Below are 26,732 nucleotides of genomic sequence, written 5' to 3'. Positions count from 1 at the left end.
CAAATCCATGACCGACAAGCCCCAGGTTCCCGCCCCGCAGCCCGACGAATCTCCTTGCGAAAGCCTTGAGGCGGCGGCGATTGCCGCGTACCTGGAGGCTCATCCGGATTTCTTCATCGAGCACGAAGAACTGCTTCCGGCGCTACGCATTCCGCATCAGCGCGGCGACACCATTTCGCTGGTCGAACGCCAGATGACGATTCTGCGCGACCGCAATATCGAGTTGCGTCATCGCCTCTCGCACTTGATGGACGTGGCCCGGGACAATGATCGACTCTTCGACAAGACCCGCCGCCTGATTCTCGCGCTGATGGACGCCACCAGCCTGGAAGATGTGGTAATCAGCGTTGAAGACAGCCTGCGACAAGACTTCCAGGTGCCCTTCGTCAGCCTGATCCTGCTGGGCGACAACCCGATGCCGGTGGGTCGTTGGGTGACGCATGCCGAGGCGCAAACAGCGATCGGCGGCTTGCTCTCGGAAGACAAAAGCGTCAGCGGCAGCCTGCGAGAGCATGAACTGGACTTCCTGTTCGGCGAGGAACAGCGCAAGCAGATCGGCTCCACCGCCGTCGTCGCCATTTGCCACCAGGGCATCCACGGCGTCCTGGCCATCGCCAGCCGCGATCCGCAGCACTACAAGAGCTCGGTGGGTACGCTGTTCCTGAGTTACATCGCCGAAGTCATGGGCCGCGTGCTGCCTCGGGTCAACAGTTCCCTGCGCTCGGTACGCTGACCATGGAACGACAACTGGACGCTTACTGCGAACACCTGCGCAGTGAGCGGCAGGTGTCGCCGCACACGCTGTACGCCTATCGCCGCGACCTCGACAAAGTATTGGGTTGGTGCGTCAAACAGAACATTGGCAGTTGGGCCGCGCTGGACATTCAGCGCCTGCGCAGCCTGATCGCCCGCCTGCATGCCCAGGGCCAATCCTCCCGCAGCCTGGCGCGGCTGCTCTCGGCCGTGCGCGGGCTTTATCACTATCTGAACCGCGAAGGTCTGTGCGATCACGACCCGGCCAACGGCCTGGCGCCGCCCAAGGGCGAACGTCGCCTGCCGAAAACCCTCGACACCGACCGCGCGCTGCAACTGCTTGAGGGCGCGGTGGAGGACGATTTTCTCGCGCGTCGGGATCAGGCGATTCTGGAGCTGTTCTATTCCTCCGGCTTGCGGCTTTCGGAACTGACCGGGCTCAACCTTGATCAGCTGGACCTGGCTGACGGTATGGTTCAAGTGCTGGGCAAGGGCAGCAAGACGCGGCTGTTGCCGGTGGGTAAAAAGGCTCGCGAAGCGCTGGAGCTATGGTTGCCTTTGCGGGCAATGACCAACCCGGCGGACGACGCAGTGTTTGTCAGCCAGCAAGGCCGGCGCCTCGGTCCACGGGCGATTCAGGTACGGGTCAAGGCTGCCGGCGAGCGCGAACTGGGGCAGAACCTGCACCCGCACATGTTGCGACATTCCTTCGCCAGCCATTTGCTGGAGTCCTCTCAGGACTTGCGGGCGGTGCAGGAACTGCTCGGCCACTCAGACATCAAGACCACCCAGATCTATACCCATCTGGACTTCCAGCACCTGGCGACGGTCTACGACAGCGCCCATCCACGGGCCAAACGCATTAAAGGCGACGATTCATGACCATCCAATTGATCACCTTCGACCTCGATGACACCTTGTGGGACACCGCCCCGGTGATCGCCAGCGCCGAAATCGTATTGCGTGAATGGCTGACCGAGCAAGCGCCGACCCTGGGCGCAGTACCGGTGGAACATCTGTGGTCGATTCGCGAACGGGTGCTGAGCCACGAACCGAGCCTCAAACACCGCATCAGTGCCTTGCGTCGGCGGGTGCTGTTCCATGCACTGGAAGAAGCCGGTTATGGACATGCTGAAGCAGCCGACCTGGCCGATCAGGGTTTTGAAGTGTTTCTGCATGCACGGCATCAGCTGGAGATCTTCCCGGAGGTGCAACCGACCCTGGAAACTCTGGCCAATCACTATGCGCTTGGCGTGGTGACCAACGGCAATGCCGATGTGCGTCGATTGGGGCTGGCAGATTATTTCAAGTTTGCCCTGTGCGCCGAAGACATCGGCATCGCCAAGCCCGATGCGCGACTCTTTCATGAAGCATTGCTGCGGGGCGGCGCAACTGCCGAAACCGCAGTGCATATCGGTGATCATCCCGGCGATGACATTGCCGGCGCCCAGCAGGCGGGATTGCGGGCAATCTGGTTCAACCCGGCGGGCAAGGTGTGGGAAGCAGAGAAGGCGCCGGATGCCGAGATTCGCAGTTTGACCGAGTTGCCGGGGTTGTTGGCGCGCTGGAATTCGGTTTTGTAGCGGCTTTGAGATCGCCTTCGCGGGCAAGCCTCACTCCTACAGGATTTGCGTCATGCGCGATATTTGCGAACGACACAAATCCTGTAGGCGCGAGGCTTGCCCGCGAAGCTCTTCGGCCCATTTATCCTTCCCCATGAAAAAGCCCGCAGCGACGGCGGGCTTTTTCAGCAAGCAAGAAGCAGGCGCTTAGATAGGCCGGCTGCCGTACTTGTTATCAGGCTTTTTGGGAGGATCGGCGACCACATTGGCCTCCACTTCCTGCACCTTGCCGCCCCGTGCAAGAAACTCTTCCATGGCCTTGGCCAGGGCGTCGCGTTCCTTGTTCTTGGCTTCGACGCTCGGCAGCTCATCGACCGATACCGCAGCCTTGGCCTTGCCTTTGGCAGTCGGAACGGGCACATCACCGCCGTCGTCTTCAGCGACGTCTTCTGCCGCCGCATCAAGGCCTTCTTCGGTTTCGTCTTCGTCGCCTACTTCGAGGTCGTCGTTTTCCAGATCATCGTCGCTCATGTTCTACCTCATGACTTGCGAAAAGCAAATTAGTTATAGCCCAGCTTTGCTGTCTGTCGACGGCTGCCGGAAAAAATCAACCACCACTGGTGACCAGCGGTTTTCATGCCCCTTCACCGTGCACGGTGGCGAGGACTTTACGGGCACCGCCGTGATCACGGTGCTCGCCCAGATAAACACCTTGCCAGGTCCCCAACGCCAGTCGGCCTGCCGAGATCGGCAAACTGAGCTGACAGCCAAGTACGCTGGCCTTGAAGTGCGCCGGGAGGTCGTCCAGGCCTTCGTCGTTATGCTCATAGCCGTCTGTTCCTTGTGGGATCAGACGATTGAAAAATCGTTCGAAGTCGCGACGTACCGCCGGATCGGCGTTCTCGTTGATGGTCAACGACGCCGAGGTATGCTGTAGCCACAAATGCAACAGACCGACCCGACACGCCTTGAGTTCAGGCAAGCCGGCGAGCAATTCATCCGTTACCAGATGAAACCCCCGGGGCCGTGCTCGCAAGGTGATCAGAGTCTGTTGCCACATACTGTTCTCCGCACGTTCGGGGCGCATTCTAGCGCGCTCTGGAAAAAAACAAAGGCCCTAATATTCCTTCAATCATGTAAGCCATTGGCCGCGTAAAAACCCCCGTCGCAAACGGGACTGAACGTGTATGAAAAAACCTTTCAGCCCTTCCTTCACTGACAAATCCCAGACAAAAAAATGCCCGGCAAGCCGGGCAATTTTTTCATGGGCGTGCTTACAAGTTGTAGCCGCGTTCGTTGTGAAGCGCCAGATCGATGCCGACAGCTTCTTCTTCCTCGGTGATACGCAGCCCCATGACGGCATCCAGGACCTTGAGGATGATGAACGTGACGATCGCGGTGTAGATCACCGTGAAGCCAACGCCTTTGCACTGGACCCAGACTTGTGCACCGATGTCGGTGACGGTGCCGAAGCCACCAAGAGCCGGTGCCGCGAATACACCCGTCAGGATTGCGCCGAGGATACCGCCGATGCCGTGCACGCCGAAGGCATCCAGGGAGTCGTCATAACCGAGTTTGCGTTTCAGGGTGGTGGCGCAGAAGAAGCACACCACGCCCGCCGCCAGACCGATCACCAGAGCGCCCATCGGGCCCACGGTGCCGGCCGCCGGAGTGATTGCAACCAGACCGGCCACCACACCCGAAGCGATACCCAGTGCGCTTGGTTTGCCGTGCGTGATCCACTCGGCAAACATCCAGCCCAGCGCCGCCGCAGCGGTGGCGATCTGGGTGACCAGCATCGCCATGCCGGCAGTGCCGTTGGCGGCGGCAGCGGAACCGGCGTTGAAGCCGAACCAGCCGACCCACAGCATCGCGGCGCCCATCAAGGTATAACCAAGGTTGTGCGGGGCCATCGGGGTGGTCGGGAAACCTTTACGCTTGCCCAGCACCAGGCAGGCAATCAGGCCAGCCACACCGGCGTTGATATGCACCACGGTGCCGCCGGCGAAGTCGAGAACGCCCCAGTCCCACATCAGGCCGCCGTTACCGGACCAGACCATGTGCGCGATCGGTGCATAAACCAGGGTGAACCAGATGCCCATGAAAATCAGCATGGCGGAGAACTTCATCCGCTCGGCGAAAGCACCGACGATCAACGCGGGGGTGATGATGGCGAAAGTCATCTGGAAGGTAATGAAGACCGCCTCGGGGAACAGTGCCGCGGGGCCGGTCAGGCTCGAAGGCGTGACACCGGCGAGGAACGCCTTGCCCATGCCACCGAAGAACGAGTTGAAGTTGACGACGCCCTGTTCCATGCCGGTGGTGTCGAACGCAATGCTGTAGCCATAAATGACCCACAGAATGCTGATCAGACCGGTAATGGCGAAGCACTGCATCATCACGGAAAGAATGTTTTTCGAGCGAACCATGCCGCCGTAGAACAGCGCGAGACCGGGAATGGTCATGAACAGCACGAGGGCTGTCGAGGTCATCATCCAGGCGGTGTCGCCGGAATTGAGGACTGGGGCCGCCACTTCGTCTGCCGCCATGGCCAGGCCGGGCATTACGAGGGACAACAGGGCTCCTAGCCCTGCGATTTTACGCAGAGTCATATTGTTTTCTCCTGGGGCGTTGGGTTTGTGGCGGCTTAGATTGCGTCGGTATCGGTTTCGCCGGTACGGATGCGAATCGCCTGTTCCAGATTGACCACGAAGATCTTGCCGTCACCGATCTTGCCGGTGTTGGCGGCCTTGGTTATCGCCTCGATAACCCGGTCCAGATCCTTGTCGTCAATGGCGACATCGATCTTCACCTTGGGCAGGAAATCGACCACGTATTCCGCGCCGCGATACAGCTCGGTGTGACCCTTCTGCCGGCCGAAGCCTTTGACCTCAGTAACGGTAATGCCCTGCACGCCGATTTCGGACAGCGACTCGCGCACGTCGTCCAGTTTGAACGGCTTGATGATGGCAGTGACTAGCTTCATGAAACTCTCTCCCGAATTGGTGGACTTGCCCCAGGAAAACAAACCCGACTCAAGTCTAAGCGCAGTGCCTGGCTTTGTAACGCATCGTCGGCCTTACCTGCCGTCCGACGCCAGCGAACCACTCCGCACGAAACATCCCCCGTTCCGCTTGGCGCACTGCATTCGTCACAGCGACTGCATCAGTGCATGGGTCACCAGCGACTAAGCAGAAAGCTTGCCATCTATCCAAATCCCATTGATTTCAATGCCTTGGCCGCGGCCGAAGCGCCTTCCGCCCGATTGAGGCAACCGTTACGCACAACAACAGTGCGCGGCCGCCCACTCGATTGCGCGAAAAGCGTGCATCGCAGTTGCCGAGATTGACTATAGACACTGCGTGATACACTGCTCGCCATTGTTGACAGGACATTTCCCATGCTCGCGCCCAAAGATTTCCTCGACGCCCTGAGCGGCACCGCTTCCCGCCTCTTCAGCGGCGACACCCCACTGCCGAAAAGCGAAATCGAAAGCCAGTTCAAGGCTCTGTTGCAGAGCGGCTTCAGCAAGCTGGATCTGGTCAGCCGGGAAGAATTCGATAGCCAGATGGTCGTACTGGCACGCACCCGCGCACGGCTGGAGAGCCTGGAGGCGAAAGTGGCGGAGCTTGAAGCGAAGCTCAATCCATCTGCTGACGCCGAGTAAGCCGCTCATTCCCACGCTCTGCGTGGGAATGCTGCCAGGGACGCTCCGCGTTCCGCCCCAGATGTGACGCAGAGCGTCACGGGATGCATTCCCACGCAGAGCGTGGGAACGATCATTCAATGTTTTCTGTAGGAGCTGCCGAAGGCTGCGATCTTTTGATCTTTAAGCCCTCAATAACCCCGGCAACGTCCTACAAGAAAACCACCGCCGTCCGATTGCGTCGCAAAGCCCCGGTTTCTAAGCTCACTCAATGCTGAATGTTCAGCACTGGGTTTGGCGACCCGGAAGCTTAAGGCGCACGACGACCATCCGGTGGCGGACTTATTCCCGCCACATCGAGTCATGGCGGTTGTGCGTGGGAGATCTTCGGATCTGCCGGGTTCCTTTTGCTCCGGTTCGCCAACCCGCGTACAGCTGCCACCCAATCGTTTGGCGACGATTGACGGCAGCCCCTTTAGCAAAAGGAGCTGTATCAATGAATAGCGATGACGCTTATCTGATTCCCCACGTCTTCACCCGCCACAAACTCCACCTCCACGCCCTTCTCCTGGAAAACCAACCCTGGTTCAGCGCCCGAGACCTTGGCCGACTGCTACGTCTCTTCCTCGACGAACGAGCGCTACGCAAACTCGATCCCGACCAACACCAAACCGTACAAATGCTCATCCACGGAGCCATCGAAAACACTCTGCTGATCAGCGAGTCCGGCATCTACGCGTTACTGATCTACCACTACTGCCCCGAATACCGAGGCCTGCGCGAATGGCTGACCCACGACGTGGTCCCAGCGCTCAGAGACGCCCAGCAATCTGCCTCAACAGAGCGCCCGATACTGAGCCTGCTGAATTGGCCGCAGATGTCATTGAGTTTGCTGCACTGGAATAACCAGCCGTGGATTCGGTTGCAGGATGTTCCATACGTGCTGCCTGATGGAGAGCCACCACGACGTGCAGTCAATGCTCCGTGGTGGAAACGCGCTTCGCGAATACTTCAAACGTTCTGAACAAAAAAACCCACGCTTTAACGTGGGGTTCGTTCAATCTGAGGATCAGGCGCAATGTGGAAGACGTTCAACTTGATCCCGGATCGCGGCACCCCGTTCAATGTCAGCCTTGCGCAAATCGTAAGTCGATTGCAGATTCAGCCAAAACTCAGGAGTGGTGTCCAGGCAGATAGAAAGCCTGAGAGCCATATCAGCACTGACCCCACGACGCTGGAGCACAATGTCGTTCACCGTAGGTGTCGACACATTCAATGCTCTGGCCAAGCCTGCAGCCGAAAGGTTCAAAGGCTCCAGGTATTCCTCTTTGAGGATCTCGCCTGGGTGAACCGGGCGCATACCATTCTTAGTCATTACTCACCTCAGTGATAATCGACGATTTCGACATTCTCCGGTCCGTTAGGACCCCAGATAAAGCAAATTCGCCATTGGGCGTTGATACGGATGCTGTGCTGCCCTTTGCGACTACCCTCGAGCGCTTCCAGGCGATTGCCCGGCGGTGATCGGAGATCTATCAACATAGCTGCGGCATCAAGCATCGTCAGCTTTCGTTCCGCGACATTCAAAATGGCTGACCACACACGGTTCTTCCGCTGCGAAACAGGGACTCGGTCTCAGAACACTTAAAGCTAACGATCATAATTTAAAGCTTAACGTTATGCATTAAGCTTGAGTGTATAACCTGAATTCACAAATGCAAACGTGCTGTTTTGACTTTTGGCCTCCCTTTCAAAAATCTAGGAAAAGGACTACCTGGGCCCTTCAGAAAGTCTTCAAACCAAGCTGAGTCCTACAAAAAAAACCTCCAATTCCCATTGCCTCACAAGTAAGCACATCTCTTAAGCTGATTGACTCGAACAGCACGCGAGGTGTCTATGAAACCCAAAAAGCAAAAAGCGAAGCCCTTAATGATCGCTGAGTATCATGCCGAGGCGCTCCGCTTGGCCGGAAACGTTTCTGCCAGTCAGCGTCGCTTTTTTAAAGTCGCAGCAACGTATGGCAAAGAACTTGAACCTGATGGCTTGCTTGCAGGTGCACGAGCCTGATCAGGCTCCCCGAAGAAACCGCCCGAGTGGCGGTTTTTTTGTGCCTCGCGATTGGCCTGCTGCGTACTTGCAACATCCAGTGAAAGTTTGTCGCCTAAACCATCCCACCAGAACTTCCTCCGCCAACTACCCTTCAAAAAACCGCAGGAAGCGGTCCTCGTCAGCTCAAGGAACGACCATGTCCCTCTCCATCGTCCACAGCCGCGCCCAGGTCGGCGTAGAAGCACCCGCCGTCACCGTAGAAGTGCATCTGGCCAACGGCTTGCCGTCGCTGACCATGGTCGGGCTGCCCGAGGCGGCGGTGAAGGAAAGCAAAGACCGGGTGCGCAGCGCGATCATCAATTCAGGCCTGCAATTTCCGGCACGGCGCATCACCTTGAATCTCGCCCCGGCCGATCTGCCAAAGGATGGCGGGCGATTCGATCTGGCGATTGCCCTGGGAATTCTCTCGGCCAGCGTGCAAGTGCCGACATTGACGCTGGATGACGTGGAATGCCTGGGAGAGTTGGCCCTGTCGGGTGCGGTGCGGGCGGTTCGCGGTGTATTGCCCGCGGCACTGGCAGCACGCAAGGCCGGGCGCACGCTGGTGGTGCCGCGAGCGAATGCCGAGGAGGCTTGCCTCGCTTCCGGGTTGAAGGTGATTGCGGTGGATCATCTGCTGGAAGCGGTCGCGCATTTCAATGGCCACACGCCCATCGCCCCCTACGCTTCCAGCGGTTTGCTCTACGCCAGCAAACCCTATCCAGACTTGAACGAAGTTCAGGGGCAACTTGCCGCCAAGCGTGCGTTGCTGATTGCGGCGGCGGGTGCTCATAATCTGCTGTTCAGCGGACCGCCGGGGACGGGGAAAACGTTGTTGGCGAGTCGTCTGCCGGGGCTGTTACCGCCATTGGCCGAGAGTGAGGCGCTGGAAGTCGCGGCGATTCAATCCGTCGCCAGTTGTGTGCCCCTGAGTCATTGGCCACAGCGCCCCTTCCGACAGCCGCACCACTCCGCTTCAGGCCCAGCGCTGGTAGGCGGCGGCTCAAAACCGCAACCGGGCGAGATCACCCTCGCCCACCACGGAGTGCTGTTCCTCGATGAGCTCCCGGAATTTGATCGCAAGGTATTGGAGGTATTGAGAGAGCCACTGGAATCCGGCCACATCGTGATTTCCCGCGCCAAGGACCGCGTACGCTTCCCGGCACGCTTTCAACTGGTCGCGGCGATGAACCCTTGCCCCTGTGGATATCTTGGCGAGCCCAGTGGTAAATGCAGTTGTACACCGGACATGGTCCAGCGTTACCGCAACAAACTGTCGGGGCCACTGCTGGACCGCATCGATCTGCACCTGACAGTTGCTCGCGAAGCCACAGCGCTGAATCCTGCGTTAAAACCCGGCGATGATACTGCCACCGCCGCCGAGTTGGTGGCCGATGCGAGAGAACGCCAACAAAAACGCCAAGACTGCGCCAATGCATTCCTCGATTTACCGGGCCTGCGCAAACACTGCAAGTTATCCACAGTTGACGAAACCTGGCTGGAAACGGCGTGTGAGCGGCTGACCTTGTCGCTGCGAGCGGCCCATCGACTGCTCAAGGTCGCTCGCACCTTGGCGGACCTTCAGCAAGTCGATGGCATCACCCGTGAACACTTGGCCGAAGCGCTGCAATATCGGCCAACAACACTCTAGCCGGCATCACCCCTTGGTCAGATCAACCAACGGCGTCTGCCGCACCTCAGTCTCCCGCCCACCCTGAATCTCGCTCACCTGCTTCAACGCCTTATCCACAGCCGCCTTGTCCGCCAACAAGCTGTAGCTGATCCTGAACTGCTTCTGTTCCTTTGGCGCAATCGTCGGCACCAGGTTCAGGGGCCGTTGATACCGGCGGTTGTAGGAAAAACTCGTCCCTGGCTCCAACCCCGTGACATAGCCCTGGCCTTGGGTATCGGTGTTTTTCCACAGGGAGAACACGGGCAGTGTTTGAGTATTGAAGCCGACCGAAACCCCCAGGCTGCCGGCCTTGTCATGCAGCACGGTCAACGTATCGCCCTTGGCATCGGCATACGGCACCACGTTGTAAACCGTTTCGTCGTAGTCCTTGGTCGGTGCGCGGTAGGTTTGCCAATCCGGCAGATCGCCCTTGGCCTTGTCGTTGAACGGCGACACCTGTTTCACCGGTGCAACGAAACGAGCGCCCTGCTCCAGGAATGGCGCACCGAAGTTGCTGTGATACAGCGCCTGGTATTCCTTCGGATAGTCGCCATTGTTGGTCAGGGTATCGTTGAGGGCGAACGCTACGCTGCCGGGTTCGGTGACCAGTTCGGTCGCAACCGAGAAGTCGACTTTCTTGAACGCCTGTTCTTTCAGCTCACCGCGCAGGGTGATGGCGTACGGCGGTTTTTCATCGATGTGCAGGGTGACTTTATTGGCAGGGATATTGGCGGCGCGACCGTGCAGGGTCAGCAGCTCACCATTGTCGATGCCGGGGTGGCCGACCCATTCGTAGCCGCAGCGGGTGACCAGTTCGTTGAAACCTTCCAGCCAGCCCAGGCCACCGCGGCCGTTGAGTTCGATGAAGGATGGATTGACCACTTCCTTGACCGGCGAATCCCAGCCCATGCGCACATTGCCGACCGAGGCCTGCAAGACGTTCATGCCACGAGTCGGCACCACCGAGAGTTTCATCGTGCCGTTATCAATGTCGACGATGCTGACGCCCTCCTGCCGCCCCCCGTGCAAAGTGCGCAGGGTGACGCTGAAGGGTTTGTCGGTTTTTACGCCAAGTTGCTGGCTGGTGATCTGCCAGTTCTGGGCGGCTTTGTCGGTGTCGAGCAGGACGTAATCCCAGGCCAAGGCTTGGGATGCAGCGGACAGTGCGCTGAGGGCAACGAAGAGTTTGAGCGGGGTCATGGCGGCAGCCTTTCTTGGAGTTGTGCCAATTTTATAGACTTGAAGAAACGTTTCAGCAAGCATAAAAATCGAGACACTGGTGCTAAATGCCAAGGAAGACGACCAGAGAGGAATTGATCCGAAGATTTCGCAAATCGGGATTGAGTCGATGCCATCGCCAGCAGGCCCACACTGGATCGAAGGTGAACACAGAATTTGTGAACACCCGAGATCAACTGTGGGCCTGCTCGCGATGGCGATTTCGGCAGCTACTCAACGAAACCGGTCAACCTCATGCCGCAAGTCCGCCGCCAGCTTCTCCAGCTCTTTGGCCGTCACAGCCAGGTTCGACACCACTTCGCGCTGTTCACTGTTCGCCAACGCGATGCTTTGCAGGTTGCTGCTGAGCAAGGTCGCGGTGCTGCTTTGTTCCTGGGTCGCGGTAGTAATGGCGGCGAATTGCTGACCGGCCGAGCGGCTTTGTTCATCGATCCGTGCCAGCGCCGAGGCGACGTTGGCGTTGCGTGACAGGCCTTCTTGCATCAGCACGTTGCCCTGCTCCATGGTGCTGATGGCGTTGCCGGTTTCCTGCTGGATGCTTTGGATCATCCCGGAAATTTCATCAGTGGCCTGGCGGGTACGCGAGGCCAGGTTACGCACCTCATCGGCCACCACCGCAAACCCACGGCCCTGCTCACCAGCGCGGGCGGCTTCGATGGCGGCGTTGAGCGCCAGCAGGTTGGTTTGCTCGGCAATCGAGGTAATTACCCCGACAATGCCACCGATTTCCTGGGAACGCTGGCCCAAGGTATTGATTACCGTCGCGGTGCTGTTCAATGCACCGGCGATTTGCTCCAGGGAAGAAGACGCTTCGTCCATCGACGTACGACCGATCTGGGTTTGCTGTGCGTTTTCCTGCGCCAGACGCTGGGTGTTGCCCATGTTGTCGGCGATATTCAACGAGGTGGCGCTGAATTCTTCCACGGCACCGGCCATGCTGGTGATTTCGCCGGACTGCTGCTCCATCCCTTCATAGGCGCCACCGGACAACCCGGATAACGCCTGGGCACGGCTGTTGACCTCTGCCGAGGCCTTACGGATGTGCTCGACCATGGTCGACAGGGCTTGGCTCATCTGGTTGAAGGCGCGGGCCAGTTGACCGATTTCGTCATTGCTCGACACGTTCAGGCGAACACTCAAATCACCGGCGCCCAAGGCTTCGGCCTGGCGTACCAGATCCCCCAGTGGCGCCAGTTTGCTGCGCAGCAACCAGACCGCCGAACCAACCGCCAGCAACATCGCCAGCAAGCTGCCGATCGCCAATTGAATACCCACGCTCCAGGTGACGGCGCGGATTTCGCTTTTCGGCATGCTCGCCACCACCGACCACGGCCCGCCTTCGAACGGCACGGCAACACTGTAAAAATCTTGCGACGTGTCGTTCCAGAAGTCGCCTTTGCCCGGCGTCTTGGCCAGACCGACGATGCTTGGCACCGCCTGATCCGGCGCCTGTACACCGGCAATTGGCACCAACCATTTGCCTTGTTCATCCAGCAACGCCAGGGAACCGGTCTGGCCGATGCGGAAGCGTTTGAGGTTGGAGAACTGTGCGTTCTGCGCGTCGGTGTAATCGAATCCTACGTACAGCACCGCAATGATCTTACCTCCGCTGTCGCGTACGGGGGTGTACTGCGACATGTAGAAGCGTTCGAACAGCAACGCTCGCCCCACGTAACTCTGCCCCGCCATCAAACGGGCGTAAGCCGGGTTTGCGTGGTCGAGCAGTGTGCCAATGGCTCGGCTGCCGTCTTGTTTGGTGACATTCGTGCTGACCCGAATGAACTCTTCACCGCTGCGCACGAACACGGTCGCAACGCCTGCGGTCATCTGCTTGAACTCGTCGACTTCCGCGAAGTTGTTATTCAGCACTTCACTGCCCAGGTGCAGGCCCGGGGTCTGCACACCCGCCACGGTCACCGGCTGATCCGGGTGCACGCTCAAACCGGCACTGAAGCGCTTCTCGAACAGGCCGGCCAAGCGCTGGGTGCTTTCACGCAAGGTGCCGTGAAAGGTGCTCAACTGATCAGCCAGCAAGCGAGCCTCACTGGCCAGATGCTCTTCGCGGGTGGCAAGGTTGGCGGTGTCCAGCGAGCGCAGGGCGAACACGGTACTGCCACTGATGACAATTGCCAGAATCACGGCAAGCGCAAGACCCAGCTGTGAGGCAATCCGAGCACGAGGTTGAGACATGACAGCTCCTGACCCAGTGGCCGGATCATTCTGATCCCATCGCACACTCGGCAAAATTTCTGATGGTGGGGGAAACATGGAACCTGCACGACGGTGCCATCAGCAGATTTTCGGCGGCAAAGTTGAATACTTGAGTAATGAGCGAGGATATGGCCCAAGGCCGCCATTGCGGCGGCTCCATCGATTCAGCCCAGGCGTTCGACAGCCGGTAATTCCATGGCCCGGACCTCGCCTTGCAGGAAATCGCTGAGGCGGCGCAAACGTTCGCCGCCGGGGCGGGTTTTCGGCCAGACCAGGTAATAGTTTTCACCACTGGCAACGGCCGTCGGCCACGGCAAACTCAGACGTCCCTGCGCGACATCCTCCGCCACCATGAGCAAATCGCCCATGGACACGCCGTAACCTCTGGCCGCAGCGATCATGCCAAGCTCCAGCGTGTCGAACACCTGCCCGCCCTTGAGCGAGATTTGATCGGTCAGGCCCATGCGCTCCAGCCAGTTGCGCCAGTCACGGCGGTCTGGCGTGGGGTGCAGCAGCTCGGTACTGGCCAGGCGCGCAACGTCCCACGGTTGGTCCTTCAGAAGATTCGGCGCGCCCACCGGAATCAGCTCTTCGGGGAACAGGAAAGTCGCCTCCCAGTCCAGTGGAAAATGCCCGTTGCTGAGGATGACGGCGCAGTCGAAGGGCTCATGGTTGAAGTCCACCGTATCGATGTCCATCCAGGCGCTGGTCAATTGCACCTCGTTGCCCGGTCGCAGGTGCCGAAAACGACTGAGCCGCGCCAACAGCCAGCGCATGGTCAGGGTCGACGGGGCTTTCATGCGCAGGATGTCGTCTTCGGCCCGCAAGGTATTACAGGCCCGCTCGAGGGCGGTGAAGCCTTCGCGAATGCCGGGCAGGATCAGCCGCGCCGATTCGGTCAGTTGCAGGTTGCGCCCGCTGCGATGAAACAGCCGACAGGCGAAATGCTCTTCGAGCGTACGAATGTGCCGACTGACCGCACTTTGGGTGATCGACAGTTCTTCGGCCGCGCGGGTAAACGAACTATGCCGCGCCGCGGCTTCGAATGCTCGAAGGGCATACAAGGGAGGAAGACGACGGGACATCAGGAAGGCTCCTTTAGCGCGATTGCACCAACTTATCAGAAACTCCCCTGCATGAGTTTTAATCATGCCACCCATCCTTTTTATCCCTTTGTGCAAACCCCGCAGAGCGCCGAGAATCGACGTTTCCTGTTCTCTCTGATATCGAGCGTGATGATCATGCAGCATCCAGCGCGTAGTGAACTCTGGGCCATCCTGCGGCTGGCGGGGCCGTTGATTGCCTCGCAGTTGGCGCACATGTTGATGGTCCTCACCGACACGTTGATGATGGCGCGCCTGAGCCCCGAAGCACTGGCCGGCGGCGGCCTGGGCGCGGCGACGTATTCGTTCGTATCGATTTTCTGCATCGGCGTGATCGCTGCCGTCGGCACTTTGGTGGCGATCCGCCAGGGCGCGGGTGACATCCTTGGCGCGGCGCGGCTGACCCAGGCCGGGTTGTGGCTGGCCTGGTTGATGGCGCTGGTGGCGGGTTTGCTGCTGTGGAACCTCAAACCGGTGTTGCTGCTGTTCGGTCAGACCGAAACCAACGTCCAGGCTGCCGGCCAGTTTCTGTTGATCCTGCCCTTCGCCCTGCCCGGCTACCTGAGCTTCATGGCGCTGCGCGGTTTCACCAGCGCCATCGGCCGGGCGAGCCCGGTGATGGTCATCAGCCTCGCCGGCACCGTGGCCAACTTCCTGCTCAACTATGCGTTGATCACCGGCATGTTCGGTCTGCCGAAAATGGGTCTGGTGGGCATCGGCCTGGTCACGGCGATCGTTGCCAACCTGATGGCGCTGGCGCTCGCGCTGCACATTCGTCGGCATCCGGCCTACGACGCGTATCCCTTGCTGCCTGGGCTGTCGCGCCCCAACCGTCAATACTTGAAGGAATTGTGGCGCCTGGGCCTGCCGATTGGCGGCACCTATGCGGTGGAAGTCGGCCTGTTCGCCTTCGCCGCGCTGTGCATGGGCACCATGGGCAGCACGCAACTGGCGGCGCATCAGATCGCCCTGCAAATCGTTTCGGTGGCGTTCATGATTCCGGCGGGGCTTTCCTATGCGATCACCATGCGCATCGGCCAGCATTACGGCGCCGGGCAATTGCTCGATGCGCGGCTGGCCGGACGGGTCGGGATCGCCTTTGGTGCGGCGGCAATGCTCGGCTTTGCAATGGTGTTCTGGCTGCTGCCGCATCAGTTGATCGGCTTGTTCCTGGACCACAACGATCCGGAGTTCGGCGAAGTCATCAACCTGGCCGTGAGCTTGTTGGCGGTGGCGGCGTGGTTCGAGCTGTTCGACGGCACACAAACCATTGCCATGGGCTGCATCCGTGGGCTCAAGGATGCCAAGACCACGTTCCTGGTGGGTTTGGGCTGCTATTGGCTGATCGGTGCACCGGCCGCCTGGTGGATGGCCTTCCATTTGAACTGGGGGCCAACGGGGGTCTGGTGGGGTCTGGCGCTGGGGCTGGCGTGTGCGGCGGTGAGCCTGACGCTGGCGTTTGAGTGGAAGATGAAGCGGATGATTCGGCGTGAGCCGGCGTCGCAGGGCGATTTCCAGATAGCTCAGCCTGATTGAGATCCCTGCAGGAGCGAGGCTTGCCCGCGAATGGCATCACGCGGTGTATCAGAGACAACGCGTGATGCCATTCGCGGGCAAGCCTCGCTCCTACGGTACGTCGTTAAGCGAGCACCACCTGCTGACTGGAACCGAAGCTCAAATACTCAACCAGTTCCGCCAACGGCAACGGCTTGCTGATCAGATATCCCTGCACCTGATCACAACCAAAACCGCGCAACAAATCCAGTTGTTCCGGCGTTTCCACACCTTCGGCGACCACTTCCAGGTTGAGGTTGTGCGCCAGGTTGATCATCGCATGCACCAGTTTGCGGTTCTCTTCCCGTTCCTCCATGCCGCCGACAAAGCTCTTGTCGACCTTCAACAAGGCGATTGGCAGGCTGTTGAGGTGCACGAACGAAGAAAATCCGGTGCCGAAGTCGTCCAGCGAGAAGCGCACGCCCAAACGCCCGAGGGCGTCCATGGTTTGCTTGACCAGGTCGCTGCGACGCATCACCGCGGTTTCGGTCAATTCGAATTCCAGCCATTGCGCCTCGACGCCACGCTCGGCAATCAGCCGGCTCAGGGTCGACAGCAACTGGCTGTCCTGGAACTGCCGGAACGACAGGTTGATTGCCATGTGCAGCGCCGGCAGACCTCGTTCGCGTAATGCTTGCATGTCTCGCAGGGCCCGGGAAATCACCCAGTAACCCAGCGGCACGATCAAGCCGCTTTGCTCGGCCAGCGGCACGAATTCGCTGGGAGGCAACAAGCCGCGTTCGCCATGACGCCAGCGCACCAACGCTTCGAGACCGACAATCTGGCCATCCTCAAGGTTCAGACGTGGCTGGTAATGCAATTCCAGCTCATCGCGGCGCAAGGCCCGGCGCAGCTCGCTTTCGAGGTCGGCGATGCTGCGGGCATTGCGATTGATCCGTTCGTTGAAGACGTGAAACGTGCAGCCCTGAGTACTCTTGGCCTGCTGCATGGCAATGTGCGCGTGCCACATCAACGGGTCGGCGCCGGCCTGCGCTCGTGCGTGAGCGATGCCGAGGCTGGAACCGATCAACAGGCTTTCGCCGTCAATCCAATAAGGTTCGGACAGCGCTTCGGTAATGCGTTCGGCCATCCATTCGGCGCGCTGTGGGGCGCGGCGGGTGTCGATAAGCAGGGCAAATTCATCGCTACCCAGCCGCGCCAGTTGATCGCTGGCCTCCAGCTGGCTTTTCAGCCGCGAGACCACTTGCAGGATCAACCGGTCGCCGGCCTGATGGCCGAGGGCGTCGTTGGCGTGTCGAAAGTTGTCGAGGTCGAGGTGGCCGAGGGCCAGGCCCCGACCATCGTTGTCGGCCAGACGCGCCGCCAGCAAGGTCTGGAAACCTTGACGGTTGGCGATACCCGTCAACGGGTCCTGCTCGGCCAGACGCTGCAAGGTGTTTTCCAACACGCCACGCTCACGCACATGGCGCAGGCAGCGGCGCAACATGCCCGGGTCTAGCAGATTACGCACCAGCCAGTCGCTCACACCGTCGGGCGGCGCCAGCGGCTCGTGTTCGAGCAGCAAAACCGTCGGCAGGTTGCAACGGCCGGGGGCCGGCTGGAGAGCAGGAATCGTCAACAACACCGCGCTGCGGTTGTCATCGAACAGGCTACTGACCGACTCCCAGTTCGGCGCGCTGAGCAGCACAGCCGAACTCCCCATCGGAGCCAGACACTCGCGCAACAACGCTGCCCACGCTGGCTCTTCGGCCAGTAACAGCAAACGCAAGGGTTCGACAGGCGTAGACAAGCTAGCTCCCTAGACTCTGCAAAGATGTAGGCGGCGGGCATTATGCCGCGCAGATAACCAATGACCAAATGCGTCTTGAATACGAACATTAGACGCAAATTCACTACGCATCCTGCGTGAAAGTATCAAAACCGGCAATTAGAGATCGCGTGTTACGTCACAAGTCGGAGAGAGCAGCACAATTCGCTGAGCCTGTTAAAATGCCGGCCCATTTCGCTAATGACTCCCTGATTTCGTATGTCCCGACTCAATCCCCGGCAGCAAGAAGCCGTGAGCTACGTCGGCGGCCCTCTTTTGGTGCTCGCCGGCGCAGGCTCCGGCAAGACCAGCGTGATCACCCGCAAAATTGCGCACCTGATCCAGAACTGTGGCATCCGCGCCCAGTACATTGTCGCCATGACCTTCACCAACAAGGCCGCACGCGAGATGAAGGAGCGGGTCGGCACCCTGCTCAAAGGCGGCGAAGGCCGCGGCCTGACGGTTTGTACCTTCCACAACCTGGGCCTGAACATCATCCGCAAGGAACACGTGCGGCTGGGCTATAAACCGGGCTTCTCGATCTTCGACGAGACCGACGTCAAAGCCCTGATGACCGACATCATGCAGAAGGAATACTCGGGCGACGACGGCGTCGACGAGATCAAGAACATGATCGGCTCGTGGAAAAACGACCTGATCCTGCCGCCCGAAGCCCTGGAAAACGCCCGCAATCCCAAAGAGCAGACCGCCGCCATCGTCTACACCCATTACCAGCGTACGCTCAAGGCGTTCAACGCGGTGGATTTCGACGACCTGATCCTGCTGCCGGTAAAACTGTTCCAGGAACACGACGATATCCTGGAAAAATGGCAGAACAAGGTCCGCTACCTGCTGGTGGACGAATATCAGGACACCAACGCCAGCCAGTATTTGCTGGTGAAACTGCTGATCGGCAAGCGTAACCAATTCACTGTGGTGGGCGACGACGATCAGTCGATCTACGCCTGGCGAGGCGCCCGCCCGGAAAACCTGATGCTGCTCAAGGACGACTATCCGTCCCTGAAAGTGGTCATGCTCGAGCAAAATTACCGTTCCACCAGCCGCATCCTGCGCTGCGCCAACGTGCTGATCTCCAATAACCCGCACGAATTCGAAAAGCAGCTGTGGAGCGAGATGGGCCACGGCGACGAAATCCGTGTGATCCGTTGCCGCAACGAAGACGCAGAAGCCGAGCGCGTGGCCGTGGAACTGCTCACCCTGCACCTGCGCACGGATCGGCCGTACAGCGATTTCGCGATCCTGTATCGCGGCAACTACCAGGCCAAGCTGATCGAGCTGAAACTGCAACACCACCAGATTCCGTACCGCCTGTCTGGCGGCAACAGCTTTTTCGGACGTCAGGAAGTGAAAGACCTGATGGCCTACTTCCGCCTGATCGTGAACCCGGATGACGACAACGCCTTCCTGCGAGTGATCAACGTCCCACGCCGGGAGATCGGTTCGACCACACTGGAGAAGCTGGGCAACTACGCCACCGAGCGAAAAATCTCGATGTACGCCGCCACCGACGAAATCGGTTTGGGCGAGCATCTGGACACGCGCTTCACCGATCGCCTGTCGCGCTTCAAGCGCTTCATGGACAAGGTCCGCGAGCAGTGCGCCGGCGACGACCCGATCTCCGCCCTGCGCAGCATGGTCATGGACATCGACTACGAGAACTGGCTGCGCACCAACAGCTCCAGCGACAAGGCCGCCGATTACCGCATGGGTAACGTCTGGTTCCTGATCGAGGCGCTGAAAAACACCCTGGAGAAAGACGAAGAAGGCGAGATGACCGTCGAGGACGCCATTGGCAAACTCGTTCTGCGCGACATGCTGGAGCGTCAGCAGGAAGAGGAAGACGGCGCCGAAGGCGTGCAGATGATGACCTTGCACGCCTCCAAGGGTTTGGAGTTTCCCTACGTGTTCATCATGGGCATGGAAGAGGAAATCCTCCCGCACCGTTCCAGTATCGAAGCCGACACCATCGAAGAAGAGCGCCGCCTGGCCTACGTCGGGATTACCCGGGCGCGTCAGACGCTGGCGTTCACCTTCGCCGCCAAGCGCAAGCAATACGGCGAGATCATCGACTGCGCACCCAGCCGTTTCCTCGATGAACTGCCGCCGGACGACCTGGCCTGGGAAGGCAATGACGACACCCCGACCGAAGTCAAAGCCGTGCGCGGAAATACCGCATTGGCAGATATACGTGCAATGTTAAAGCGCTAGAATTGAGCACTTTTTAACCGCACACTTTTTAAACGCCAGGCGCACACGGCGTCAGTAGAGGAAAGCTTCATGGAAGCACTGCACAAGAAAATTCGCGAAGAAGGCATCGTGCTTTCCGACCAGGTCCTGAAAGTCGACGCCTTTCTGAATCACCAGATCGACCCGGCCCTGATGAAGCTGATCGGCGACGAATTCGCCACGCTGTTCAAGGATTCGGGCATCACCAAGATCGTCACGATCGAAGCCTCGGGCATTGCCCCGGCAATCATGACCGGCCTGAACCTCGGCGTACCGGTGATTTTCGCGCGCAAGCATCAGTCCCTGACCCTGACTGAAAACCTGCTGTCGGCGACCGTCTACTCGTTCACCAAACAAACCGAAAGCACCGTGGCGATCTCCCCGCGCCACCTGACCAGCAGCGACCGCGTGCTGATCATCGACGACTTCCTGGCCAACGGTAAGGCCTCGCAAGCGCTGATCTCGATCATCAAACAGGCCGGCGCGACCGTGGCCGGTTTGGGTATCGTGATCGAGAAGTCATTCCAGGGCGGCCGTGCGGAACTGGACGCCCAGGGTTATCGCGTGGAATCGTTGGCGCGGGTGCAGTCGCTGAAGGATGGCGTTGTAACCTTTATCGAATAAACCCGCTGCATCACCGAACCTGTGGGCGCGGGCTTGCCCGCGATGAGGTCATAACATTCAACATTGATGTTGGCTGTTCCACCGCCATCGCGGGCAAGCCCGCTCCCACAGGTTTTTGTGGCGGCTGTTAATGCGCGGTGGCCTTCAGGCCGGTGAGCAACAGCCGCTGAAACAAATCCTCTTTCAACCCCTCCGGATTGGTCAGCTGCATCCTTTCCAGATGCACCGCAAATTCCGAAGGCTGCGGCGCATCCAGCGCAGCCTTGCCCAGCTCCAGAATCTCCGAGAGCTTGAACTTGCTCTTCAACCAGTTCAGTGCCCGCAATAAGTCCCGTTCCTCGGCGGTGAAATCGCAGCCCAGCGGATATTCCGGAAACAGATTCGAATGCCGAGCCTGAATGGCCTGCAAACGCTGTGGGCTGTTGTCGGCGAAGCGCGGATCGAGGCGAAAATGCTTCGGCAATTTGCCAACGCTCTGCGCCTGCTCGATCAGGCCAGGCTGGAAACGTGAGTCGCTGATGTTCAGCAACGCCTCGATCACTGCAGCGTCGGTCTTGCCCCGTAAATCAGCGATGCCGTATTCGGTGACGACGATGTCCCGCAGATGCCGCGGGATTGTGCAATGGCCGTATTCCCAGACGATATTCGAACTGACGTCACCGCCCGACTCGCGCCAACTGCGCAGCAGCAGGATCGAACGCGCGCCTTCCAGCGCATGGCCCTGGACGACGAAGTTGTATTGCCCGCCGACTCCGCTCAGTACCCGCCCGTCTTCAAGTTGATCGGCCACGCCGGCGCCAAGCAAGGTCATGGTGAAGACGGTGTTGATGAAGCGCGCATCGAGGCGCTGCAAGCGTTTGAGTTCTTCCTGACCGTAGAGCTCATTGATGTAGCTGATGCGGGTCATGTTGAACTCGAGTCGCTTGTTCTGCGGCAACGCGCGCAAGCGCTCGTAGAAACTGCGCGGCCCGAGGAAAAACCCGCCATGCACCGAGATGCCGTCAGCCTGCGCGGCCTCGTCCAGCGTCCCGGCATTCGCCTGCTGCTGGGTCGGCACGTCCGGGTAGACTTTGCGCCGCACGATCCCGGCGTCCGCCAACACCAGCAAGCCGTTGACGAACATTTCGCTGCACCCGTACAGGCCCTTGGCGAACGGTTCGATCCCTCCTTCGCGCTCAATCAACTGTGCCCATTGCCTGAGATTCAGATCCGCCAGCAACGCCTTGTAACCATCACTGTCAGCCTGCCGCGCCAGCAACGCTGCCGTTAAAGCATCCCCCATGGCCCCAATGCCAATCTGCAAGGTACCGCCATCGCGCACCAGCGTGCTGGCGTGCAACCCGATGAAATGATCCTGGAAACCCACCGGCATGTTCGGCGTGGAAAACAGCGTGGTGCTGTCTTTCGCGTCGATCAGCAGGTCGAAGGTGTCGATGCCGATTTCCGCATCGCCAGGCATGTACGGCAAATCGTTGTGTACCTGCCCCACCAGCAGGATCGTCTCCCCCGCCGCCCGACGCTTGGCGATCATCGGAAACAAGTCGAGGGTGATGTCCGGGTTGCAGCTCAGGCTCAGGCGATCGGGATGCTCGCTGTGGCTGGCGACCAATTGCGCCACCAGGTTCAAGCCAGCGGCATTGATGTCCCGGGCTGCGTGGCTGTAATTGCTGCTGACGTAATCCTGCTGGGCCGATGCGCTGTTTAGCAGGCTGCCTGGCTGCAGGAAGAATTGATGGACGTGAATGTTGGCCGGCAGGCTGTCGCGATGCAGGTCGGCGAGAAAATCCAGCTCCGGATAATCGCCGAATACTCGCTCGATGAAAGGTTCGAGGAAGCGCTTTTGCAAGCCATCGCCCAATGGCGGGCGTCCGAGGCACAGGGCGGTATAAACCGTCAGCTGCCGCTCGGGCAATTGCGCGATCCGTTGATACAGCGCGTTGACGAAATGGTTGGGCTTGCCCAGCCCCAGCGGCAATCCCATGTGGATATGCGCCGGCAACCGCGCCAGAACATCATCGACCGCCTGTTCGATAGAACACAAACGCACCATCTGATCCTCCCGCCGTTCCATGAATTGGGGTTGGACCGAGCTTGCCGGGGATTTGTCGCAAAGCATAGCCTCAGCGGAAAATCGCACGTACAAAAAAAGCCGCTCGAAAGCGGCTTTTTGTTTGAAGACTGGCTTATTTCAAACCGGACATCTTCTGGATGGCGCCCTTGAGATCAGCATCAGAGCAATCGGCGCAGGTGCCCTTTGGTGGCATCGCGTTGACACCGGAAATTGCTTTGGCCAGCAAGCCGTCGAGGCCACCTTGTTTCTTGGCGCGCTCGCCCCAGGCTGCAGCGTCACCGATTTTCGGCGCGCCCAACAGGCCGCTGCCGTGGCATGCGTTGCAATGTTTTGCAATCACTGAGTCAGGGGTCTTGGCATCACCGCCCCCCGCAGACGCAGCGACTTCCATTCCCTTGCACTCTTTGCCCTGCACACAGACTTGGCCAACGGGTTCAAGACGTTTAGCGATATCGTCGTTGGTCGCAGCTTGTGCGCTGACTGCCCAAAGGGCCAATACGGTTGCTGGTGCGGCCAGCATTTTCATAATTAGGTTCACGCGTACACCCTCAATGGTGGCTAGTCACGCCCACGGCCACGGTTCGCAGGCGGGCGCAAGTATAGCGGTAAGCCCGTCACACTGAAACAACCCCAAAGTCGAAGGGGTCTTATCGTGGGAAGGAAATACAGCAAGGGCGTCTGCGCAATCCGGGCAGGACGCCGCTTCTCTTAGAAATTTGCCGGGGTGGCTGCGCTGATTAGTCGCGCCGGGGCATCGAACGGATTACGGAAACGGTGTGGCTTGGTACTTTCAAAGTAGTAGCTGTCGCCGGCTTCGAGCACAAATGTTTCGAGCCCGACCACCAGTTCCAGCCGCCCTTCCACCAGAATTCCGGTTTCCTCGCCCTCGTGGGTGAGCATCTCCTCGCCCGTGTCGGCGCCTGGCGGGTAGATTTCGTTGAGGAATGCAATGGCCCGGCTCGGATGAGCCCGACCGACCAGTTTCATGGTCACTGCCCCATCGGAAATATCGATCAGCTCGTGAGCCTTGTAGACGATCTGAGTCGGTTTTTCCTGCAGGATTTCTTCGGAAAAGAACTCGACCATGGACATGGGAATCCCGCCCAGGACCTTCCTCAGCGAACTGATCGAGGGGCTGACGCTGTTCTTCTCGATCATCGAAATGGTGCTGTTGGTAACACCCGCGCGTTTGGCGAGCTCACGCTGGGAAAGACCTTTGAGCTTACGGATCGATTGCAGTCGTTCACCGACGTCCAATGCTGGAGCCTCCAGGGGTTCAGGTTTGCAGAAATATTGAGCGTTATCATGGCGACAGCGTTCAGTATTTACAACACTTGGGCCTGAATCCTGTTTGGCGAAGCGACTTTCGGTCGGGCATGTGATTCGTCAGGCCCCGGAATAGAGGCGCGGCACCCGATGCAGGTTGCAGAAGATCTGGTAAGGAATCGTGCCCGCAGCCATGGCGACGTCACTGGCGAGAATATTTTTGCCCCACAACTCGACGGGCGAACCGAGGCCGGCTTGCGGCACATCGGTCAGATCGACGCAAAGCATGTCCATTGATACCCGACCCAGTAACTGAGTACGCTGCCCGGCCACCAACACAGGCGTACCGCTCGGTGCCTGACGCGGATAACCGTCGGCATAACCCATTGCCACCACACCTACGCGCATCGGCTTGGCGGTGACAAATTTCGCGCCGTAGCCAATTGGCTCGCCAGCAGGCAGTTCGCGCACGCTAATCACTTTCGATTCCAGGGTCATCACCGGTTGCAGGCGGGCCGCCACGGCATTGGTCTCTTCGAACGGGGTCGCGCCATAAAGCATGATGCCCGGGCGCACCCAATCGCTGGGAACCTGCGGCCAACCGAGCACCGCCGGCGAATTACACAGGCTGATTTCAGCCGACAAACCCCGACGCGCCGTCTCGAACACCGCAACCTGCTCGGCGCAGCTCTGGCATTGCAACTCATCGGCGCGGGCGAAGTGACTCATCAGCACGATCTTCGCCACTTTTCCGCTGGCCAGCAGCCGTTGATAGGCCGCCTGATAATCCGCCGGGTGCAGGCCAACGCGATGCATGCCGGAGTCAAGTTTGAGCCAGACTGTGATCGGTTTGCTCAGCACGGCTTTTTCGATGGCCTCGAGCTGCCACAGCGAATGCACCACGCACCAGAAATCATGCTCGACGATCAGCGGCAGTTCATCAGCTTCGAAAAAACCTTCCAGCAGCAAAACGGGTGCACGAATACCGGCGGCGCGCAGCTCCAGAGCTTCTTCGATGCACGCCACGGCAAACCCGTCCGCCTCGGCTTCCAGCGCCTGGGCGCAGCGCACCGCGCCATGGCCGTAGGCGTCGGCCTTGATCACCGCGAGGGCCTTGGCCCCGGTCACTTCGCGGGCGAGCTGGTAGTTGTGGCGCAGGGCTTGAAGGTCGATCAGGGCACGGGCTGGACGCATGGCGGCAGACTTCTAGTCGGTCATTTGAAAAAAACCGGCGCTGGCTGACAGCGTGAACCGCCAACAGCGCCGGGAGAGGGATCTTTCTGGCTGAGCGTTATGGCAGCGCGGCGACAACCGACAGCTCGACCAGGATTTGCGGTTCGCACAGCTTCGATTCAACCGTCGCGCGGGCCGGTGCGACGCCTTTTGGCAGCCACTGGTCCCACACCGAATTCATGCCTGCGAAGTGCGCGTCGATGTCTTTCAGGTAAATCGTCACCGACAGCAAACGGCTCTTGTCGGTCCCGGCCAGGTCCAGCAAACGCTCGATGTTGGCGAGGGTTTCACGGGTTTGCTGTTCAATCCCGGCGTTCATGTCATCGCCGACCTGTCCTGCCAGATACACGGTACTGTTGTGGACCACGATCTGGCTCATGCGCTCATTGGTGAGCTGGCGCTGGATTGACATGTTTTGCGGACTCCTTGAGTTTGTTGCCATAACGGGAAATGTCGAGGCCTTCGGCGCTGATCTGCGGCGTCTTCTTCGCCATCAGGTCAGCCAGCAAACGACCGGAACCACAGGCCATGGTCCAGCCGAGCGTGCCGTGGCCCGTATTCAGAAACAGGTTTTTGAACGGCGTGGCGCCGACAATCGGCGTGCCGTCCGGAGTGGTCGGACGCAGGCCGGTCCAGAAACTCGCCTGGGCCAGATCGCCGCCCTGAGGATAAAGGTCGTTGACGATCATCTCCAGGGTTTCGCGCCGACGCGGGTTCAACGACAGGTCAAAACCGGCGATTTCCGCCATGCCGCCAACGCGGATGCGGTTGTCGAAACGGGTGATCGCAACCTTGTAGGTCTCATCGAGAATGGTCGACGTCGGAGCCATCGCCGGGTTGATGATCGGAACGGTCAACGAGTAACCCTTGAGCGGGTATACCGGCGCCCGGATGCCCAGCGGTTTGAGCAATTGTGGCGAGTAGCTGCCCAGCGCCAGCACGTAGCGGTCGGCGGTTTCCAGCTTGCCGTCGATCCACACGCCGTTGATGCGATCACCGGCGAAGTCGAGGCGCTGGATGTCCTGGCCGAAACGGAATTCCACACCCAGTTTTGTGGCCATCTCGGCCAGGCGGGTGGTGAAGATCTGGCAGTCGCCAGTCTGGTCATTCGGCAGACGCAAGGCCCCGGCGAGAATATCGGTGACACTGGCCAGGGCCGGTTCTACCCGGGCAATGCCGGCGCGGTCGAGCAATTCGAATGGCACGCCGGACTCTTTCAGCACGGCGATGTCTTTGGCGGCGCCATCAAGCTGGGCCTGGGTGCGGAACAGTTGGGTAGTACCCAGGGTGCGGCCTTCGTAGGCAATGCCGGTTTCGGCGCGCAATTCGTCGAGGCAGTCGCGGCTGTACTCGGACAGGCGCACCATGCGCTCCTTGTTCACCGCATAACGGCTGGCGGTGCAGTTGCGCAGCATCTGCGCCATCCACAGGTATTGATCGATGTCGGCAGTGGCCTTGATCGCCAATGGCGCGTGACGCTGCAACAACCACTTGATGGCTTTGAGCGGCACGCCCGGCGCGGCCCACGGCGAGGCATAACCCGGCGAAACCTGCCCGGCGTTGGCGAAACTGGTTTCCATGGCCGGCGCTGGTTGACGATCAACAACCGTCACTTCAAAGCCAGCCCGTGCCAGATAATAGGCACTGGCGGTACCGATGACGCCGCTACCCAAGACCAGAACGCGCATTTTCATA

Annotated in this window: 25 protein-coding genes and 1 pseudogene; 10 read left to right on the top strand and 16 right to left on the bottom strand. The window is 59.6% G+C overall.

Going from position 1 to position 26,732, the window contains the following annotated elements; genetic code table 11:
- The first annotated feature begins 7 nt into the window (after window positions 1-7).
- From FHW68_RS13300 to FHW68_RS13290, 3 genes are read left to right on the top strand one after another with little or no spacing between them, the layout of a single operon-like run.
- Window positions 8-733, top strand: coding sequence for a DUF484 family protein (locus FHW68_RS13300; protein ID WP_095633103.1), 726 nt, complete (start codon window positions 8-10; stop codon window positions 731-733).
- A gap of 2 nt (window positions 734-735) precedes the next feature.
- Window positions 736-1,635, top strand: coding sequence for a tyrosine recombinase XerC (gene xerC, locus FHW68_RS13295; RefSeq protein ID WP_018927532.1), 900 nt, complete (start codon window positions 736-738; stop codon window positions 1,633-1,635).
- On the top strand, window positions 1,632-2,336 hold the full coding sequence (locus tag FHW68_RS13290) for an HAD family hydrolase (protein ID WP_183680730.1): 705 nt from the start codon (window positions 1,632-1,634) through the stop codon (window positions 2,334-2,336). Before xerC ends, FHW68_RS13290 begins: the two co-directional genes overlap by 4 nt.
- Window positions 2,337-2,522: 186 nt before the next feature.
- On the opposite strand, the gene sutA is transcribed toward FHW68_RS13290, so the two are convergent.
- The 4 genes from sutA to glnK form a co-directional block, all read right to left on the bottom strand.
- The gene (gene sutA, locus FHW68_RS13285; protein ID WP_095633100.1) at window positions 2,523-2,846 is read right to left on the bottom strand and encodes a transcriptional regulator SutA; all 324 of its coding nucleotides are present in this window, start codon (window positions 2,844-2,846) and stop codon (window positions 2,523-2,525) included.
- A gap of 103 nt (window positions 2,847-2,949) precedes the next feature.
- A complete protein-coding gene (locus FHW68_RS13280; protein WP_007989493.1) occupies window positions 2,950-3,375 on the bottom strand; it encodes a secondary thiamine-phosphate synthase enzyme YjbQ in 426 nt (141 codons plus the stop codon).
- Between the two features lie 214 nt (window positions 3,376-3,589).
- A complete protein-coding gene (locus FHW68_RS13275; protein WP_095633099.1) occupies window positions 3,590-4,927 on the bottom strand; it encodes an ammonium transporter in 1,338 nt (445 codons plus the stop codon).
- Between the two features lie 35 nt (window positions 4,928-4,962).
- Window positions 4,963-5,301, bottom strand: coding sequence for a P-II family nitrogen regulator (gene glnK / locus FHW68_RS13270; RefSeq protein ID WP_002555808.1), 339 nt, complete (start codon window positions 5,299-5,301; stop codon window positions 4,963-4,965).
- 414 nt (window positions 5,302-5,715) lie between these two features.
- On the opposite strand from glnK, the gene FHW68_RS13265 reads away from it, so the two are divergent.
- Window positions 5,716-5,982 (top strand): accessory factor UbiK family protein, encoded by a 267-nt coding sequence (locus FHW68_RS13265; protein WP_183680728.1) that lies wholly within the window; start codon window positions 5,716-5,718, stop codon window positions 5,980-5,982.
- A gap of 475 nt (window positions 5,983-6,457) precedes the next feature.
- Window positions 6,458-6,985 (top strand): Bro-N domain-containing protein, encoded by a 528-nt coding sequence (locus FHW68_RS13260; protein WP_183680726.1) that lies wholly within the window; start codon window positions 6,458-6,460, stop codon window positions 6,983-6,985.
- A gap of 45 nt (window positions 6,986-7,030) precedes the next feature.
- Here FHW68_RS13260 and FHW68_RS13255 read toward each other — a convergent pair whose 3' ends face one another.
- Window positions 7,031-7,336, bottom strand: coding sequence for a HigA family addiction module antitoxin (locus FHW68_RS13255; RefSeq protein WP_183680725.1), 306 nt, complete (start codon window positions 7,334-7,336; stop codon window positions 7,031-7,033).
- An 8-nt stretch (window positions 7,337-7,344) separates the two neighbouring features.
- Window positions 7,345-7,622, bottom strand: a pseudogene (locus FHW68_RS13250) (type II toxin-antitoxin system RelE/ParE family toxin).
- A 235-nt stretch (window positions 7,623-7,857) separates the two neighbouring features.
- Here FHW68_RS13250 and FHW68_RS13245 point away from each other — a divergent pair.
- Together FHW68_RS13245 and FHW68_RS13240 are read left to right on the top strand one after the other, a co-directional pair.
- Complete coding sequence (locus FHW68_RS13245) at window positions 7,858-8,028, top strand: hypothetical protein (RefSeq protein WP_173860504.1); 171 nt, start codon at window positions 7,858-7,860, stop codon at window positions 8,026-8,028.
- A 178-nt stretch (window positions 8,029-8,206) separates the two neighbouring features.
- Entirely contained in the window at window positions 8,207-9,700 is a 1,494-nt protein-coding gene (locus tag FHW68_RS13240) for a YifB family Mg chelatase-like AAA ATPase (protein WP_183680723.1), read from the top strand.
- Between the two features lie 6 nt (window positions 9,701-9,706).
- Here the strand turns inward: FHW68_RS13240 and FHW68_RS13235 are convergent, their stop codons facing one another.
- The 3 genes from FHW68_RS13235 to FHW68_RS13225 all read right to left on the bottom strand — a co-directional run bounded on the left by FHW68_RS13235 (window position 9,707) and on the right by FHW68_RS13225 (window position 14,256).
- The gene (locus FHW68_RS13235) at window positions 9,707-10,921 is read right to left on the bottom strand and encodes an aldose 1-epimerase family protein (RefSeq protein WP_183680721.1); all 1,215 of its coding nucleotides are present in this window, start codon (window positions 10,919-10,921) and stop codon (window positions 9,707-9,709) included.
- Window positions 10,922-11,173: 252 nt separating this feature from the next.
- On the bottom strand, window positions 11,174-13,150 hold the full coding sequence (locus FHW68_RS13230; protein ID WP_095633595.1) for a methyl-accepting chemotaxis protein: 1,977 nt from the start codon (window positions 13,148-13,150) through the stop codon (window positions 11,174-11,176).
- Between the two features lie 185 nt (window positions 13,151-13,335).
- Complete coding sequence (locus FHW68_RS13225) at window positions 13,336-14,256, bottom strand: LysR substrate-binding domain-containing protein (protein ID WP_095633596.1); 921 nt, start codon at window positions 14,254-14,256, stop codon at window positions 13,336-13,338.
- Between the two features lie 156 nt (window positions 14,257-14,412).
- Between FHW68_RS13225 and FHW68_RS13220 the strand changes: the two genes are divergently transcribed.
- Entirely contained in the window at window positions 14,413-15,810 is a 1,398-nt protein-coding gene (locus FHW68_RS13220; protein ID WP_183680983.1) for a NorM family multidrug efflux MATE transporter, read from the top strand.
- 103 nt (window positions 15,811-15,913) lie between these two features.
- Here the strand turns inward: FHW68_RS13220 and FHW68_RS13215 are convergent, their stop codons facing one another.
- Window positions 15,914-17,578: a bifunctional diguanylate cyclase/phosphodiesterase gene (locus tag FHW68_RS13215; RefSeq protein ID WP_183680719.1), complete on the bottom strand. Its 1,665-nt coding sequence runs from the start codon at window positions 17,576-17,578 to the stop codon at window positions 15,914-15,916.
- A gap of 237 nt (window positions 17,579-17,815) precedes the next feature.
- On the opposite strand from FHW68_RS13215, the gene rep reads away from it, so the two are divergent.
- Window positions 17,816-19,825 carry a DNA helicase Rep gene (gene rep / locus FHW68_RS13210; protein ID WP_095633598.1) on the top strand — a complete coding sequence of 670 codons (2,010 nt, stop codon included), beginning with the start codon at window positions 17,816-17,818 and terminating at the stop codon, window positions 19,823-19,825.
- A gap of 69 nt (window positions 19,826-19,894) precedes the next feature.
- Window positions 19,895-20,467, top strand: a complete 573-nt coding sequence (locus FHW68_RS13205; protein ID WP_007934646.1) for a xanthine phosphoribosyltransferase — start codon at window positions 19,895-19,897, stop codon at window positions 20,465-20,467.
- A gap of 127 nt (window positions 20,468-20,594) precedes the next feature.
- Here FHW68_RS13205 and FHW68_RS13200 read toward each other — a convergent pair whose 3' ends face one another.
- The 6 genes from FHW68_RS13200 to dadA all read right to left on the bottom strand — a co-directional run bounded on the left by FHW68_RS13200 (window position 20,595) and on the right by dadA (window position 26,725).
- Entirely contained in the window at window positions 20,595-22,517 is a 1,923-nt protein-coding gene (locus FHW68_RS13200; protein ID WP_183680717.1) for an acetyl-CoA hydrolase/transferase family protein, read from the bottom strand.
- A 133-nt stretch (window positions 22,518-22,650) separates the two neighbouring features.
- Complete coding sequence (locus FHW68_RS13195; RefSeq protein WP_095633601.1) at window positions 22,651-23,064, bottom strand: cytochrome c5 family protein; 414 nt, start codon at window positions 23,062-23,064, stop codon at window positions 22,651-22,653.
- Window positions 23,065-23,246: 182 nt separating this feature from the next.
- Window positions 23,247-23,795: a cupin domain-containing protein gene (locus FHW68_RS13190; RefSeq protein ID WP_018927504.1), complete on the bottom strand. Its 549-nt coding sequence runs from the start codon at window positions 23,793-23,795 to the stop codon at window positions 23,247-23,249.
- A gap of 129 nt (window positions 23,796-23,924) precedes the next feature.
- A complete protein-coding gene (gene alr / locus FHW68_RS13185) occupies window positions 23,925-24,998 on the bottom strand; it encodes an alanine racemase (protein WP_183680714.1) in 1,074 nt (357 codons plus the stop codon).
- Between the two features lie 97 nt (window positions 24,999-25,095).
- Window positions 25,096-25,449 (bottom strand): RidA family protein, encoded by a 354-nt coding sequence (locus FHW68_RS13180; protein ID WP_095633603.1) that lies wholly within the window; start codon window positions 25,447-25,449, stop codon window positions 25,096-25,098.
- The gene (dadA, locus tag FHW68_RS13175; RefSeq protein ID WP_183680712.1) at window positions 25,421-26,725 is read right to left on the bottom strand and encodes a D-amino acid dehydrogenase; all 1,305 of its coding nucleotides are present in this window, start codon (window positions 26,723-26,725) and stop codon (window positions 25,421-25,423) included. Before dadA ends, FHW68_RS13180 begins: the two co-directional genes overlap by 29 nt.
- Window positions 26,726-26,732: the final 7 nt, after the last annotated feature.

It is taken from the genome of Pseudomonas sp. Tn43, assembly GCF_014192635.1.
Taxonomy (GTDB): domain Bacteria; phylum Pseudomonadota; class Gammaproteobacteria; order Pseudomonadales; family Pseudomonadaceae; genus Aquipseudomonas.
Note: the sequence above shows the minus strand (reverse complement) of the source record. Positions and strands in the feature narration are given on the sequence as shown.